The following is an 18,113-nucleotide window of genomic DNA, read 5'->3' on the forward strand; positions in this document are numbered from 1 at the left end:
AATTCAGCTGCTTTTAATTGCAGCTAACTTACGCTGCAAACGTTTAAGAAATTTACTAAGCAGAAAAAAAGACAAAGAATCCCCGAGTTAGCTAGTCTTTTACTATCTCTGTCGAGTATTGGCATTTTTTGATGTCTTGTAACGCTTTATAAGCGCGTTCAGCTTATTTAGATAAAAATCTAGATGTAGATGAAGTTTTGTAAAGACATACAGTATCTATATACTGCAAAAAATTGAACATAAGACGCCGATACATTAAGTAATCCTTACCTTTTAATCTGCAGATTGGCGAAAGCAAATACAATAGCTTCAGTTTCATGATAAGGGGACTGGCAGAGGGTGTCAAGTAAGTTTTTTCGTTTCTATTGAATGACAGTTGTAACCTACGAAAGAAGTCTGTTGTAGTTTGTACGATATCTTTATAAAATGGTTCGCATAAGTTATCTAGCAGTGCAACTAAACAAATATAAAAATCAAAACGTCGCGGTTTTTGGTCTTGGTAAAACTGGTTTATCCGCCATTAACGCTCTAACAAAGAGTGGTGCAAGAATATATGCATGGGATGATCATGAAGAGCAAATAGCAAATGCAAAAATGATGTATAAAAAATGTAATTTTATTCATCCCAAGGAATACAATTGGCATGAGATCAGTGCATTGGTTTTAAGCCCTGGAGTGCCAACAGAGCCACATTGGATAGTAAAACTTGCAAGGAGATTTGATTGCAAAATAAAATCAGACATTGAGCTATTTCTTGAAGCTAAAACTACGAACCAGAAGGTAATAGGCGTCACAGGAACAAATGGTAAATCAACCACTACATCACTAATAGGGCACATATTAAAATCTGCAGGGAAAAAAGTAGCTATTGGTGGAAATTTAGGCGTTCCTGTTTTGGATCTAGAAAGAGATGCAGAAATTTATGTAATCGAACTCTCCTCTTTTCAATTGGAGTTGATGAATGAAATTAACGTGGACATTTCAGCACTGCTCAATATTACACCAGATCACATAGATAGGCATGGAAGTATGGAGAACTACATAGCAACTAAATTAAAACTGATAAACGGTAGTGAGGTTGCCGTAATAGGATGTGACAATGAGATTACTGCTGATATATTCAACAAATTCACTGGAGACAAAATTCCAATCTCAGTAACATATTCCCCGATGTCATTCCAGCGCGTGACGCTGGAATCCAGAAAAGAAAAACCATTGCCAACTACTCAGATGACAGAGGGTGGTGCAAGAGATCTAATATCATTGGCAGGTAACAATTTGCTTGATTATAGTGAACAGATTACTGGTATAGATCGAAATTATCTGGATCCCAGTGTCAGCTACTTGGATGACAAAAGGGGCACTGGGATCCAGAAGATCTCGTTAAAACTAGAGAATCATAGCTTATCAGTAAGCGACGTGAAAATAAACCTAATATCCAACGCAGAAAACATAGCAGCCACATATGCCGTATGTAAGGTACTTGGAGTAGATAGCAACACTATTATCAATGGAATCAAGTCCTTTTCAGGACTGAGGCATAGGAATGAACTGCTTGGCAAAATAAGAAATGTGTTTTTCGTGAACGATAGCAAAGCAACTAATGCAAAATCGAGCGAAAAGGCGATCTTATCTTATGAAAACATAAATTGGATCGCTGGTGGAAGAAGCAAAAAAGGTGGAATAGAATCATTAAGCAAGCATTTTACAAGGGTTAGAAAAGCTTTTCTTATTGGAGAATCAACCGAAGCTTTTGCAAATGTTATGGAGAATAAAGTAGATTATGTTAAATGTTGCAATCTAGAAGATGCATTCAGATTGGCTTTTGAAGAGGCCTTAAATAGCGCAGAAGAAGTAACAATATTACTTTCTCCCGCGTGTGCTTCTTTTGATCAATGGAAAAATTTCGAGGAACGTGGTGAAGCATTTTGTAGAATGTTTGAAAATCTCAGGTACAATCACACATGCTGTTTAGTATGATGTTGCGTGGAACAAAAGTTAATAATAGATAAGCTAATTAGGGTTATTCCATTTGAAGGGATAAGCGATGAAACCCTATTAAAGGTGTGCACTGACCTTAATCTAGCTAATAGCTTTTGCAAATTTCAGAATGGAATATATAGCGCTTTGGAGCACATAGCAGAGGACTTAAATAGCTCAATGGAAGCTGAATTAAGAAATTCTAATTTAGAAGATATGAAAGTGCGAGAGCGAGTAAAGTTAGCTATTCACATACACCTTTCAAACTATGCTAAGCTACCGAATTATAGAGAACTTGTAAAAAATGTTTTATCATTCTCCGTATCACCAAAAAATACATATTTTTCTAGTAAACTTTTATACAGAACTATTAGTGCGATTTGGTATGGCATTCATGACCAATCAACAGATTTTAACTACTATACAAAAAGAGCAATATTAGCTGGAGTGTACTTAAGTACGATACTTTTTTTTATCAATGATTATTCAGAAGATTTTGTGGATACTTTATCGTTTCTTGATAACCGTATCAACAATGTCATGACATTTCAAAAATTCAAAACTCGCTTAAAAGGAATCATAGGAAATTTCTTATAAGCTATTGATTGTTGGTAGAAAAGTACTTGAGCACGATCCTGAAAAGGTTTGTGAAAATAAAAATATTCATGCTGATCATAAAGAACATTTAGTTTATTGTGAGGATAATAATGGTACAACAAAATACACCAGTTACGAAGAAAAAGAAAATAAATTTATTGAAGAAGCACATGAATATTTAATAGACTCTGAATTTAGTAAAAATTTTGATCTAGGGCAGTACAGAATAAGTAATTTCTCCGGAAACTTGACGAAAATAGAACTGGAACTCATCAATGAAAAGTATATGCAAGTTCAAGTTAATAGAGAAAGAAAAATTATTCTCGCTATACCGTAGGTGCGTTCCAAGATTATACTGAAGTTTTTATTGCACTCAAAATCTTCGTTTTTCCTAATCTCTAGAATTATCAATGCATCATCACTTAACCAGCCTGAGTGAGCTAGTCCATTCAACGTTGATTCAACTAGATTGCTATTGTAAGGTGGGTCTATAAAAACTATGTCACATTTTGAAATAGGTTGTGGTAAGCAGTTAGCACTGCAGCAAATTAGCGTAACATTGTCCGTAATTCCAAAATCTTTTGCTGTTTTTTTAGGCAATTGCAAATTGTAATAATCTGAATCTACCATAAATGCATGTTTAGCGCCGCGAGAAAGCGCTTCAAATGAAAAAGAACCACTACCACAGAATAAATCAAGTACATTCAAGTTATAAATAGGTTTTCTTGAGGAAAGCATATTAAATATTGCTTCTCGGACAATACTCATAGTTGGCCGTGCAGCTAAATGCTTACCTGTAGTTATTTTTCTTCCGCGATATTTGCCTGCAATGATGCGTAGCATATTAAATAAGCTCCAAAATAATTAATTATTTATACTATATGATTAATGTCAATATGGCTTTAGCAGTTTAATAGAGAGAAGCTATCGAGTCGCTTGTAAGAAAAACACAAACACAAGACTCATCAGTTATCTTTTTCTGATTTGCCTGCTGCATTAATTGCTTGACCAATCTCATCTTGTAAATCATCATGATCATTTTTTTCATCATGATTTAGCCCTTCAATTCTGCTTTCTAACTCTAACTTAATTATAGTATTGATTTTATCTATATTATCAAGAAAGCCTCTACATTCTTCTTCACTATACTCTTCACCAGATGCTTTTTTTTCAATAAATAGGTTTTTAAATCCTGCTAGATCAGAATTCTGATCGGTATTTAGTACAACATTTCTCTCTATGAAGCTAAGATCTGACAGCAGTAAGCTAACCTCTAACAGATCTTCACTTTTCACGCTTTTAAGGTCTTCAAGACTTTCTAAAATACTAAACACCTTAATCCTTTCTTGTACAATCTCTTTGTCTTCCTTATCAAATTCAGACAATAAACTATGATTATCTACAAATTTCTCACTCAAAGCTTTATTCAATTTAGCAAAATTGACATCCTTGTCAAGTGATGTGTTATCCCGCAACAAGTCTACCCTTGCCCTACGCGCATTTAAAATGTCGTCGTAGTCATTTAACTTTATGTTGCCATCTTTGTCTTGCTGCAATTTATAATAATCAAGGCCTTTGAAATTTTTATTAGTCTTCATCTTCAATCCTCTTCTCATCTCCTTTTGCATCTGGTTTCCTCATTGGTTCCGGTAATTTCCTTTTACTGTCTTCTCGATTTCTTTTTTCCTCTCTTTCAGCACGTTTTTCCATACCTTCAAAAGCAGATCCAAAATCATCAATTTCATCTGAACCTTTTGGTTCCGTGCCTAAATTTCGTGTCACTTCATTTGATTGATCAGGCTTATCTTCTTCTGTTGGCTGATCATGCTGTAGTTGATTAGGCTTGTCTTCTTGTTCTGTGCTTAGTTCTCGTACTACCTTATCTGGCTGACCTCCCCCTCGTAGTCGAAGAGGGTCGCCTTCTTCTAGTGGCTGATCATGGTTATCTCTTACTAGTTCCGTGCTTAACTCTCGTTCTACCTTATTTGATTGATCAGGATTGTCTTTTTCTGGTTCTCTCTTACGGCCTATGGTGTCATCATGAAGCTTATTCAAGAAATCTTGCCTATGCGATTTTGCTCTAAAAAGTAAGTTATTTGGATAACCATCTTTTTCTCCTGTACGGCGGCTAACTCCTATAGAATCAAGGCCATGCTCCCAAGTAAACTTCATAGCATCTTCTATTGTATAGCCCAAATGTGATCCTACGTATCCTTTATAATAATCTAAATATTTACCGATCCTTCTGTGTGTAATATCTTCCTTATCAACTCCAAATGCCCTGTAGATCTTTTCCTCAAGTTTATCAACGTCATTTTTAGGTGATGTTGCAAATTTTGTTGCTTCAATAGTAGCACCTACAAATTTACGTGGCACATCAATAGCGTATTTCAGCACTCCTCCAACTCTTGGTACTCTCCCCAGCAGATTAGCTGCACCTCCGGCTAATCTATCCGGTAAATGAGTAGCCCAACTGCCTAAAGACTCAAGTCCTCTACCAGCAAAATTTTGCCACTGCTGTTTGAATCCTTCCATTATGCCAGTCAAAGGCGATGCCTGATACATACTAGATATATTGTAAACGCTGAATCCACCACCAGCGATACTTGAGCCCATTTGTTGTACGAACGTGCGTAAGGAGAACATTAAAAATGAAAGCAAGAATAGTATAAAGATTTCCCCTGCATTGATTAAATAACCTCTCTGTATGTCTTGCACCCTTTGGTAATCGCTATTTTCTTGATAATTTTTGCAATCCTCACAATCTTTACATTTCTGACAGTATTCACTGTTGGTATCCTTATATAAATCATGAAGTTTCAGTATTCTACAACCTTGTTTTTCTACCGCACTCCGCACTAAAGATCTTATTTCATTAATTATTTCCCTATAACTATTGCATTTATTTATATCTTGACAGTAGCGTTTTATTATTTCACTAACATCACCTATCCTTTTCTCTATATTGTTGATCAGTAATATAATGTCAGCCCTCTCTGATGCATGGGATAAACTATTTGTTAAGCGTACTAGATCTTTTGCACTGCAGCCATTACTAACTACCATATCACTTTCTGCAATATAGTGGTCTGCTGGATTATCTTTAGTTCCAGGCATTGGATTAAAGAAAGGATAATCTATATAACGAAACCCTTTTATATGTTCACCATTTTTATCTTTAGGGTAATCCGGTGGAAGCGGGATATATCCAGCGCCTCCAGTAAATTTTATTGTACCACCTTCTCTGCTTATCTTTTCTATACCTTCTATACTTTTATCTATGTTAAGAGAAGAAGCTTCTCCAAGAGTGTAAGGTACAAAAATTTGCCCTGGGGTCCAACCAAAGTACTGCTTATCAACGATACAAAAACCGCCAAACACCCATTTTGGAGCACATAACTTTACCTCGAACCATTTATTGTAGCATACAGTAAAACCTAGTTGTCTATAAAAGGTGTTCATTATCATTGAAGCCAACAATGACAAGAGAGTAAATATCATAATCGATTGTAAACAAAAACTGATGCAGAATTTTATCCAACCTTCAAGTAGACTTTTCAGCGGTGAAAATAAAATAGAAATTAGAAACAGTGGCATGATAGCTATAAGAAAAGCTATACCCATAAAGCCAGAGAGAAATATTATGTAAGCATACAAGCACAACAAGAAGTATAGTACAATCCCTATGAAAATTGCCGGTATCATAAGAAGGCTTGCCCACATTTGGTAATGTAAAAACGCTGCAAACTTTTTCCAAACAGAATAAGCAAAAAATTTATTGAACATGTCCTCCATGAAGCTAAACAACTTAGCTTCATCTCCTTGAGCAATACTTCCGGTGTTCATGTTGGGAGCAAAGTTAGTAATTACACTTATCAATTGTTCAAGACCTTTAACGAATAAAACAAGAAAATGATCATAGAAAAATCTAAAACTTCCAGGAGATATAAGCACTATTACTAGAGTGATTTTCATCATTCTGATGAGCATATCATGCTTAGTTTCTCGTATCATGCCAAAAAGATAAAGAAGCGATGAAATCATTACAAATAGAACAAGCAAGGAAAGAACAAAATTGTGAAAGCTCGTACTTTTTTCAGCTATATTTTCGAACATAGCTTGTGCAACTGCAGGATCATTGCTATTAAAATGTTCTTTGCAATTTTCGTTAATCAATAATACACATTTTAGATAGTTATAAATGTAATCAAAAAACCCAAAACTACTTGGCTGCTGCACTCCACTTAAGAACTCAAAAGAGTAGCCACCTACATTATCTAAGTAATATCTATCTAATATTTTTACATATATTTTCCATCCCTTTTTTAACTTCAACTCATTACAATTTCTGTCCTTTAATTTAGTGTTATCTCTGTCTAAAGTAAAAAATCCATTGTCGCCCTCTGCTGTGGAGTTATAACCTAGATGTACAGTAGGATATTGAGGATCGCGCATTAACTTTAGATTTTCGTTAGGATCATCTTTCCCCGTTTGAAACAAAAGATAAGCACCATGACCATTGGTAAACCAACATGGAGCACCACGTGATACTGTATTTGCGCTATCATCTTCATTAATGCACTTGCAATTTACAGTGCAACTTGTATCAGACTTACTTGAAAATTTTTGTATGCTAGGTTTATAATCATTACAAACTAAGTGAAAATTAGGTAAACTATTATCACTTTGTTTACCTTCAAATTTAGTTGCATATTTTAACTGCTCCAAGCTTTGTAAGGTATAACTGCCTTTTTTAGATTCCTTCTTGTTATTATTACTCCAAGATGTCCATGCACCATTAACTCGCACTTTTAAACTATCTCCATTGGTTTCGAGTCCGGTATCCTCCCACTTCACCACTTGGTTATGGTGAAAACCATAATTAATTTCGCCAGTTTCAGGATCAATAACTTCTCCATCTCCTGGAATAAACGCATCGTGGTCGCTTGAAAAATGAGCGCTTACTGCAATAGGTTTAGGACCAAAATAGTCAGCAGATATACACCTTGGAAAAGGCATATCGTTTTTACTACAACCTGTGATCAGCACATAAGCTGCAAGAAGTAATACCCTAAACCAACATTTGCCTAAACGTGATTGCATATCTAAACTTTTTCCAAATACAGAATAAATTTCTAAAACTTTACTTAAAATATCTTTTTAATTAGTTACTCCATAATATCATTTATATCTTACTCCTCTCCATTTTCTTCCTTGTTTTTAGCTTTAGCACTAGGATCACTTCTTATTGTTTCATCAGAATTTTTTTGCTGATCTGATTGTTTTAATGTTTTAGGTCTATCACTCGTTGTTTTATCAGAACTTCCTTTAGAATCTTCTTTTTTGTCTGGTTGCTTTGGTGTGTTAGGTAATTTAGCCTCAATTTTTCCCCGATCTTCACTCATTTTCTGCTTGATACTCTGTATCATACTTTGGGTCTTATCATCAAGGCCAACGGTTGACAGCATAGCTTGCGATGCGCTCTTAGCAACTGTACCAACACCGCCAGTAACTCCATAACCAGAGCTAAATAGTGTTTGTACCATAGTTTCCGATATAGAAACAAAAGCTTCCATTGCACCGGCAATAATGAGGTATATAAACGCCTGGATTAGGTCTATAGGTAATGCTGCAAAGTGTCCACCAGCCCTTTCTCCGGTACTGAGTGCAACATCAACGCTAGTGCCAGGACTGTATCCAAGAGGCAGTATTGATTTCATCAAGCACAGATCATACGATAAGAAATTTACGCTAATTAAACATTGATAGCATGCAGAAAAATTTGTGAGGTTATATAAAACTGAATACATCAACTGATTTAAAAGAGATAAAAATGAAAATAAAATGACTGGTTCTAATGAAACATGAGCCAACGTTTTTATCCAATTATCAAACAAGGGTTTAGTCTTTTGAAATAGAATAAATACGATAAATAAAGGTGTTAATGACAGTAAAAACGCCACTAGAACAGTAGATATTACATATTTAAACGTAGCGCTAATAATGCATTTTAAGAACATAAAAGTAGCATAGAGTATTGCCAAAAATGCAATAAAGCCAAAAGGACCAGAGAGCATCAACGATAAAAACTTTAGCCAAGTTTCTGTTGTGAATAATACTCCTGCTGTCAAGTCTAAGAATGCAAATTTTCCCTCCCCTTCCCCTATATAGCCAGAAAAGCTATCAACTAAATAAGTGCTACCATCTACAAAAAGTCTGGATAAAGTTGTACCAAAGAGTTCCCAGCTTCTATCGCTAAAGGCAAAAGCTATAAATGCTATCTTGAACATCCTTACAATGAAATCAAATTTACTTAGCTGTATTGTTCCAAGCATATAGCCAATGACAGTAAATATAACGTATAGAGTAAGTAAAGCTCTTACCCCCTGAAGAAGACCTCTTGCATATCCTTTGTATGAATCTTTAACGCTGTCCCCAATTACTTCTTCTTTTATAAATTTAAATACCCCGTTTACATTCGATGAAATAAAATCATTAATTTTTCTTTTGACAAATAAAGTTACACTATACTTATTGTTTTCGTAATATTTGCCATTTTTGTCCGTAATGTCATCTTTCTCTACGTTGCTTACATTGATGCCGAAATATATCTTCTTAGGTTTGCATTCATCTGTTATAGGTTTTTTGTCTTTGCATTCATCTGTTAAAAGACCTCCATCTATTATATAATATACCTTATCCTTTGTTTTATCTAAGTGCTCTACTTTTTTGAAATCATTAGTCTTTGGAGCAGATGGATCCCCTGGCGGGTTATCACCCAAATACACATACAGTTTTTCACCATTGATATATTCACACGATCTAGTCACTTTAACATAGTACCCGCCCCTATTAGCTCCATAGTAACCATAATCTGCTATAGCAAGCATCACACTACTACCATATTTTACATTGTCATTTACTGCATAGTCACTATTTAATTTCAGAGAAAAATCCTCGAAATTGTCACTAATTTGCGAACACACATTATCCTTTCTTGCACCTACTTCATTATCTGGAAGACATTGCATACCTTTATCAGTATCTTGATCACCAAGATCACCAATTTTTGCAACAAGAGCCTCAGCCCAAGATTTATCATCTTCAGTAAAACTACCTGCTTTAACATTCCCTTCCATTTTTTCTAGATAAGAATACATATCACATTTATTTCCTTTATCGTACTTCTTATACCTTATAGAGGAGACACAGTTCCGTTCTCCTGCTCGACCTGAATCATAGCTCCATATACCTTTTCTAGTATAGCATATATTCTGATAGTAACAATTAAGCTCATAAGAACTGTACTTTTTTTTCTCATCCAAACTACAGTTTTTTCCATCACATAACTCATTCAATCCTATTTTAGCTCGGCGTAAATCGAACAGCGAGCCATGTATCCATGGTTCGTTGTTTTTAACATAACCTTTATTAAAATGTACCTTATTATCATATGGAGTGTACCCATTGCCAACTAGCACTTTGCTTTCCTTTGCTTTTGTTTTATCAAGAGGTAAAAATTTTATTTTATTTCTCTTTCCATCCTTGCCCTCACAAAAAAATTCCTCTCCCTCTTGCTTGCTAACATTCAATATTTCACTTGCTGACACTTTTTCACCTCCTTCTTCAGCTCTATAACAATTGTCATCAAAGCTGATACCTTTCCCTCCTGGATTGTCATAATCAATTGTTATTTTTCTGGGAACTAAGCTAAAGCTTAACTTATCACCAGGATTTACTTTAATTCCAGTGTCTACATAACGTCTATTGCTGCCAAATCCTTTACCACCGCACAATTCGTTTTTATTTACGCCTTTTTCATCAACGCCATAATTATTAGGCACATCGTTAATATTTGCAGCTTTACTATAATTTGGTTCTGAGCCATCAGCACAAAAGCTAGCTGGCACAAGTACTTTCCTTGGATTTTTGTCTTCTTTAAAAGGGCAAAAATTTACTGATCCATCGAGGGTGAATTTGATTTCCTCACCCTTACTAATTACTTGACCAGAATCAACCCAATGAATTTTAACTTCTTCACCAGCTTTATGAACTGGAACATCCACGTTAACACTAGTGTTTCTGCTCTGCAACCCAGGTTCGACACAATCCATGTTACAACCAGTGATTGCAAGACACAGTATCAACAATAGTGATCTTTTACTTATCATTGCTGTCTTCCTGGTGGTGGTATCTGAGGCGTTGACCTTTGAGTCCCTTGTGGTATTTGAGGTCTTGACGTACCTAACTGTTGAGAAGCACCTCCTCTTTCTCTTCTTTGAACGCTTTGTTCATCTAACCCTACTGTTCCCATTAAGCTTTGTTGATACTGTCTTCCAGGTTCGCTTGCTACATAAGCACCAAACAACGAGTCAGATATTGTCGAAGAAGCTTCAACTAAAGCTTTCATAGCGTGTCCCAAAATAACAAAAGCCATCATAGCGGTAATATTAGGTGTATATTTGGAAGCATAACCATAAAAAATACAAAGGTTAAAAATCTTTAAGTTAATATTAAGTATACATGTAGAGCAGACCTCAAAATCAAATACTGAATACACAATATAATCCATAACCTGGCTTATCAGTGATATAAAAATTAAAAGCACTACTGGATGAATCGCAAATCTTGCTAAATTTTTAACCCAGTTGTGAAACATCTGCCTAGTATACGCAAATAAAAGACAAATAATAAAAATAGGTGCTAAAGAAAGCAATAACGCAACTATTGCTATAGATGTAATAAAAGAAAATAAGGCATTAAAAATAGATAAGCTCACTGTGATTAAACCCCAAATCACCAAGCAAAAAGATACAATGCCCAAAGGGCCAGAAAATATAAGAGATACTATTAACAATACTGAATGCGATGACAAGAACCTATTGAGCGGCAAATCAAGAAACTCAAAAACATTTGAAGTAGTGCCTCTAAAATTTGCTATTTCTATTAGTTGTTTTGGAGTGTTAATAAATATAGAGAATGCGTTGTTATAAAAAAAGTCCCAGCTATTATCCTGCAATAGCTGGGCGATGATTCCTATCTTTACGCATATAATTAAAAACTCATATATAGAAATATGAGTTAATCCAAAAAAGTAATAAAGAGTATATAAGATTATATATAGTACTAATAGTGATATTATAGTAGATCTAATGGTATTTGTTCTGCTTGATTTTATAAAACTTTCGTAAAGAGACTTTACAGGACTAGTATCAGAGTGAATTGCGTTAGGGTCTTTATAATTAGAGCCGAAAAATGCAGTTTTCACTTTTTCATCAAAGAAATTATATATTGCACTAAAAGTTTTTGTAGGTGGCTCTTTAGTTGTTAGGTTAATACTAAATTGACCTTCATTTTTGTAATCGCAGCCATGGTCTCTTATTCCGTAATATATGGTGCCTGTTTTGTCTTTTAATTTTCCTTTCAAGTTTTCCATGTCATGAACTTTGCTGATATCTACAGATATATCCGCTTGATTTTCACCAGGCTTATGCTCAGGGAATTTATCGGAAACACTTATATACAAGCTATTTTCCAGACTATGGTTCTTCGTTACTCTTATGTTGAACCCGCCTTTGTCATTTGTATTGTAGCAGCTCTTGTCATTTCTGCTACATAGACTAAAAGTTAAACTTGGTATTTGATGGTCATTCTCCATCTTATGATCACAACTAGTACATAAACCACCACCTGGAATGTGTTCAAGAGTTTCATTATCCATACCAACTTTTAGAAATGTAATGTCAGTTTTTACCTGTTTTCCCTTTAATACGTTACTAATAATTTCAGCAACAACAGATTCACCACTAGAATTTAAAGCATTGAATAGCTCAATTTCTATATTATTATATTCAATATACACGCAATCCTCGCCTCTACGACCAGAAGAAAATTTACATATACGTCTACAGAGTGAATTTAAAATGTGCGTATCTATCTTACTTGCACTGCTCTCTGAAAGCTTGCTGCAATCTATATTCTCTCCTTGTTTTATAGAGTTAATAATATTTTCAATTTCCTTTTTTCTTTCATCTTGATCTAACTTCGAAAAATCTGAATCCCAGTACTCTTTTCCACTCAACCATTGCGCATCGCCTATTATATATTTATTAGGACATATCCCATCCTTGCCACCTTGGCATTTCTCTTGATTTAAAACATGTGCAAAATGTTCCGTTTCTTGCTCGCTACACTTTTCGTCGATTTTCAAATACCTGATTTTTGTCTCACTCTCTTTATCTTTACACACTTTACTTCCAATCACACTAAAGCTTATCGTATCGCCTTTTTTAAGTGCAAATGGTAATGCAACGTCATTTCTCCCAGGCCCAATTGCAAAATCTGCATACTGCTTAGGACAAAAATTAACCTTACTAGGCACTATATCAATCTCTGTTACTCTTATTCTATCTGAGATATTAACACCAGAATCAACCCATTTCTGCTCTGTTGACACTATATCTAGTTTTTCACGCAAACCTGATAAATTTTCTGGCTTAATACAGTGATGTTCCCCGCAGCCTGACAGAAAAAAAAACGGTATTATCAGCAAAAATTTTAGCATAAATCCAACTCATTCAGTGCTTTTGTTAACACTCTCGGAGCTACTAGAACCAGAACCTCGAGATTTACTCTTGTCTCCACCACTCAACTTCTTAGCAGCAGCACCAGCAACTCCAGCAACACCCCCAGCAGCAGCTTTGGCAGCAGATAAAGCTTTGCCCACCATTTGTCCAGGTGTCTGACCTGAGCCAAGTGCTGCTCTATGGTTACCAGCAAGTTCAGCAGCCATGCCAGGAAGAATGTTTAAAAAGTGGTAAAAGAGGAATAATACTAAACACAATTTTAATAATTCTCCGATGAGAGAGCTGCCAAACTCCATGTATGTAAAGTCGAATAGACCAAGTATGCTGCTCTTTTTAAAGCTATAATTTTGCATCATACATGCAAGAGTAGTTTCATTTTTATCACATTCCCCATCTTTCAATTTAAACCACTGTTTTTTCTTACTATATGAGATTTCTGCTTGTTTCTTTTCATATGACTTGTCCGGTTGTTCATTTTTATATGACTCGTCCAGTTCAAAATTTAAATTTTTAAAATAGATTTTATCACATGCTATGAACATAAAGGACAAAAACGCAAAAAGGATAACCGGGTATAAGCTATAGGTAATCAACTCTTTCACCCAGCCTTCAAAATATCCTTTGGTGTGTTGGAATAAAACCATAGGAATGAACAAAGGTGATAAAATGATGATTACACTTAAAGCAACTAGAGATAAAATAAATACATAGCACAGCCACAAAATAACCATCATCATCAGAACGGCCATAAATATACAGACAAGAGCTACTAAAATTTGTCCACCAGCAAAAATAATACCGATTACCGAACCTGCAACTAATAAGACAGGAGCAGCACCAAGCAAGACTGCTAACGTTGCAACACCTCCAGTACCAATTTTGCCACCAATTCCATCTAAAGGGGCACCTAAATAAAATAAAATTCTACAATCAAGCCTATCCCAAGGTGCAAGATAACTGTAAGATACCCTCTTTCCTGCACGAGTATATTCATAATCTGTACCTGCTTTATAATTACATATGCCTTTACTTTCAGATGATGCTTTTAGCACTATCTCTGACAAACCATTTGAGAGACGAGTTAATTCTCCATAATAATGAGACATGGTACTGCCTGTTGTGAAGTAAATCACTAAAGCGAATTTTATGATCAACATATACATTTCTTGAGGCCTCTGAACTCCACCAGACATGGCTTTTATAGAGAACAGTATTAAAGCTAAAACTAAAACAGCAGTTACAGTGTTTTTCAGCCTTTTCTGTGCTACAGATATAAAACTCTCACCATTTGGTGCACCTTTACCTGCAACTAAATTATCTAACGATTCCTTAATGCATTGCACTATCATAGAAGTTACGGGAATAGGAGCTAATGATTTACTCCCTGCCTGGTTATAACAAGCTTCAGAAACATACGAGCTAAAACAGCCAGCATTATCATAACCTACAAAAATTTCCCCCCCTTGTCCGTTGAGTCTTTTTTCTTTAGATCTGATAATAGTTTTATAGTCATCATTATTACCAATAGGAACTTTTTTCTCTCCTGTACCATCTTTATTTTTGAATATCATCACAGATTTTTCACACATAGGAGCAAGTGGGTCAGGTGGCAATTCCGTGCACCCCATATCAACCCCTTGCGGCCAAGGAGTCATTTCGATACCAAGCATGCTAACACTGGCTAACTCCACACATAATCTGCCCGTTTTTCTCACTGCTTTGAATGTAGCTCCATGTATGGGTTCGCTCTGTCCTGCTTTGAGAACTCTACATTCCAGACCACCATCAACCTTCGAGGACCATGACCCATCTACGTATCCAGTGTCTTTCTCCCTGACATCAAAGTCTATGTATCCAGGTTTTCCTCTGGAATTAAAGTCTACCTTATTAAAAAGATTACCAAAAGTTAAAGGGTTTCGATGACATACTTCTATATATTCACTGTATTGCACACCATTTTTTGGCCAGTAATAACTCTCTGTACTCTCCTGAACGTTAGAATTTAAGGCTTCTTTTTCTGCTCTTTTCCCGTCATAATCTTTTTTGTTCACGTCTTCCCGAGCTTTATTTTGCAAACAAGAAAAATATTCCTCTTCTGTTTGGTAATTTTCATTGGTGCAGCCACTATAACCTGTGTCTTCTAATTTAAAATTTTTGTATTTTCCATCATGATCACGTGCAACTGGGTGTTTAACAAAACTATGTTCACAAACAACAAGCCCTCCTATCGCTTTCCAGACTCCAACAATTGCAGCTATCATTCCAACAATAACAAGAGCGGTAAACAAACCAGCAGAAGAAACGATCAAAACAATGCCAGTAAATATTGCGCCAACAGCAATCGCTATTCCAGCAAGTGCTGCAGCTGTTTTAAACGCTCCACAATCAGGATTAGAGGCACGACTAAAACTGCCAGTGGAATTAAATCTGCTAACAAATTCTGTCTTGTCAGTACCACTTACTCCATCTGCAAGCACTGGATATGAGAGTAAAAAGTCTATATTTAGTAAAAATATCGCAATTAATAGCAATGACAGCTTAGTCTTAAACATTTTTTACCTTCTGATAAAATATAGGCAACCATACTTTTGGGTTGTCCCCAACTTCATTTAATATATCGTGTAACAATAGAACACTTTCTGCACGTCCGGATAATACGTTGATTATATCATCCAGGCCTTTTAAGTCTATTCTAGCTACTACAGCATTGACTCCTTGTTTCACCAAAAAGAATCTAGTACTCGGATCTGTGTGCTTAATTAATATATATTCACGTTCAGTTAACATAAAAACATCCCGATAGACACTAGTAGCTTTCAGATTTGGTAAAAAAATCTGTGTCGCTGTTTGTTGTACAAGCGTATCGCTAATAGTACTTTTACTTGCATCCTCAACACTCTGAGTAGCAAAAATCACAAAAGCATTTAGTTTTCTCAGTACCTTCAACCAGTCTTTTATCTTGGGTGCAAAAACTGGATTATCTATTAACGCCCATGCCTCATCAAGAACGATAATAGATGGAGTGCCATCAAGAGATATACTAATCCTATGAAATAAATAAATCAAGACCGGTCCAAGAGCAACAGGATCTTTGAGCAAGCTAGCCATCTCAAAACCAAATACTCTTGCTCGTGAAAAATCTAGCAAATCTTCTTTATTGTCAAATATTGCAGCATGAGAACCATTATCATGCCACATAGATATTGCCCCAGCTAGAGTATCAGGACCTGCAAGCCCTAAAAACGGTACGAGGTTTCTCAAGAATCTGTCTTCTTTTCTTAATTTAAAATTTCCTTCAATTGCATCATTAATTCGTGCAATATCTTCTGAAGTAAATTTATCATTATATACCGAAATTAAAGACTTTATCCACTCCATTAAAAATGTTCTATTATCAGAGGTATCATCAAGTTGTAAAGGATTAAAATTTGTTTTAGTTCTTGGTTCTATTACAGTATAGATACCACTAAGTGCTCTTAAGAAAATCTCTGCACCGCGATCTTTATCAAAAAAGAATATCCTTGGAGAAAACTTCATCGCTTGGGCACACAGGAAATTCATTAAAACAGTTTTACCAGCACCAGTTGGGCCAATTATCATAGTGTGTCCAACATCCCTTATATGAAAGTTGAAAAAAAATGGAGTACCAGATGTCGTGTCAAAAACTGTAACGGCATCTCCCCAGTGGTTATTGAATTTATTACCAGTAGGATAATTATGTTGAGATGCAAATCCAGCCAAATTAAGACTACTTATTGTAGCTTTTCTCACTATATAATCGAAATTACCAGGAATTTGCGCCCAAAATGCTGGTTCAAGGTTAACTCTCTCACGTATAGGGTAAACACCGCAATTAGAAAGCTCTGATTCTACCAACGACAGAGCGTTATCCAATGATTTAGGACTTTTTTCTATACATAAAATAGTCAGGTGATGTTGACCAAACGCAATCTTACCACTCATTGCGTCATCAAGCGCTTGAGAAATTTCTGCTATTTGAGAAATAGCTTTATCTGCAGACTGTATCATTCGATTTTGCTGTATCTGCATTTTTCCAATCGCCATTTGCCTGTTTATAAATTGAAAAGATTGCGTAATTATAAACTCGTAAGGAAGTTGTAAAAACGAATCAAGCATTCCTGCAGAAGTATGATTTCCATATTCTTTGATACTAATTATTCCAGCATATTTACTCTCATTATGAGTCACAACCTGTATCATCTTACGGCCAAAGAATAACCTATGTACTGGTAAGTATCTTGATATTTCAGTTCTTAGCGGAAAAAGCGTATTTGTAACGAAGCCACAATTTACGATTCTAGATAGAAACTCCATTATTTCGCAGAACAAACCATCTGGAGTTTCTTTTACTCCAAGAATTTTAGGCGAATAATTTCTAAGGCTTGTCACTACACGATTTGTCGTTTCCTCTAAATCTTCATACGTGGCACGTATATCACTTTCCCAAGCATGTTTTGAAGTTACATGTCCGAATTTTTTTAGTAGATGTGACAAAAATTCTACTCCTTTTGTGTCCGCTCTACGGATAATCGTAACGTATAGGTCATTAATAAATGATTGCCTTGTTGCGTGTTTTTCTCTCCATTTTAGATTTACGTGATTAGCGAAAAAATTCGGCAAACCTTGACTTGCAAATTCATCAGAAAAAATATTTTTCTTACGTCTGATAGTATGAAAATACAAACTAAATGCCGGAGATGAAATGCTTCTTAGCATCTGATTCCTGATGTTGTTCTGTATGACTAAATCCTCGTCATCGGCAGTTTCAAATGCAAAACCACTTAATTTTATAACCTTAACCAACCAATTTTCTTTTGTCATCAAGGTTGTGCTATTCCAATAGCAAGAATAAGGAATAAATTCAGCAGCGTGAACTTCCCTGTTCAGAGTAGATTTATTCTTTGATTGAATAGCCCTAAACCTCAGCAT

Annotated in this window: 10 protein-coding genes; 3 read left to right on the forward strand and 7 right to left on the reverse strand. The window is 35.4% G+C overall.

Annotated elements, in window-relative coordinates:
- The first annotated feature begins 426 nt into the window (after positions 1-426).
- Genes AAGD76_RS05300 through AAGD76_RS05310 form a run of 3 tightly spaced genes read left to right on the forward strand, consistent with a single transcriptional unit; the run spans position 427 to position 2,914 of the window.
- Positions 427-1,980 carry a Mur ligase family protein gene (locus AAGD76_RS05300; protein WP_007549232.1) on the forward strand — a complete coding sequence of 518 codons (1,554 nt, stop codon included), beginning with the start codon at positions 427-429 and terminating at the stop codon, positions 1,978-1,980.
- 6 nt (positions 1,981-1,986) lie between these two features.
- Complete coding sequence (locus AAGD76_RS05305; RefSeq protein WP_341820492.1) at positions 1,987-2,577, forward strand: COQ9 family protein; 591 nt, start codon at positions 1,987-1,989, stop codon at positions 2,575-2,577.
- A gap of 4 nt (positions 2,578-2,581) precedes the next feature.
- Positions 2,582-2,914, forward strand: coding sequence for a hypothetical protein (locus tag AAGD76_RS05310; RefSeq protein ID WP_341820493.1), 333 nt, complete (start codon positions 2,582-2,584; stop codon positions 2,912-2,914).
- Here the strand turns inward: AAGD76_RS05310 and rsmD are convergent.
- The 7 genes from rsmD to AAGD76_RS05345 all read right to left on the reverse strand — a co-directional run bounded on the left by rsmD (position 2,872) and on the right by AAGD76_RS05345 (position 18,113).
- Positions 2,872-3,420, reverse strand: coding sequence for a 16S rRNA (guanine(966)-N(2))-methyltransferase RsmD (rsmD, locus tag AAGD76_RS05315; RefSeq protein WP_006280837.1), 549 nt, complete (start codon positions 3,418-3,420; stop codon positions 2,872-2,874). The genes AAGD76_RS05310 and rsmD overlap by 43 nt on opposite strands.
- A 122-nt stretch (positions 3,421-3,542) precedes the next feature.
- On the reverse strand, positions 3,543-4,175 hold the full coding sequence (locus tag AAGD76_RS05320; RefSeq protein WP_010082417.1) for a hypothetical protein: 633 nt from the start codon (positions 4,173-4,175) through the stop codon (positions 3,543-3,545).
- On the reverse strand, positions 4,165-7,680 hold the full coding sequence (locus AAGD76_RS05325; protein WP_341820494.1) for a type IV secretion system protein: 3,516 nt from the start codon (positions 7,678-7,680) through the stop codon (positions 4,165-4,167). Before AAGD76_RS05325 ends, AAGD76_RS05320 begins: the two co-directional genes overlap by 11 nt.
- Positions 7,681-7,769: 89 nt before the next feature.
- Positions 7,770-10,748, reverse strand: coding sequence for a type IV secretion system protein (locus AAGD76_RS05330; protein ID WP_341820495.1), 2,979 nt, complete (start codon positions 10,746-10,748; stop codon positions 7,770-7,772).
- A complete protein-coding gene (locus AAGD76_RS05335) occupies positions 10,745-13,141 on the reverse strand; it encodes a type IV secretion system protein (RefSeq protein WP_341820496.1) in 2,397 nt (798 codons plus the stop codon). Before AAGD76_RS05335 ends, AAGD76_RS05330 begins: the two co-directional genes overlap by 4 nt.
- 9 nt (positions 13,142-13,150) lie before the next feature.
- Positions 13,151-15,715: a type IV secretion system protein gene (locus tag AAGD76_RS05340; RefSeq protein ID WP_341820497.1), complete on the reverse strand. Its 2,565-nt coding sequence runs from the start codon at positions 15,713-15,715 to the stop codon at positions 13,151-13,153.
- Positions 15,708-18,113, reverse strand: coding sequence for a VirB4 family type IV secretion/conjugal transfer ATPase (locus tag AAGD76_RS05345; RefSeq protein ID WP_341820568.1), 2,406 nt, complete (start codon positions 18,111-18,113; stop codon positions 15,708-15,710). The genes AAGD76_RS05340 and AAGD76_RS05345 overlap by 8 nt, the downstream gene beginning before the upstream one ends.

It is taken from the genome of Wolbachia endosymbiont (group A) of Cydia strobilella (assembly GCF_964026745.1).
GTDB classification, from domain to species: Bacteria; Pseudomonadota; Alphaproteobacteria; order Rickettsiales; family Anaplasmataceae; genus Wolbachia; species Wolbachia pipientis.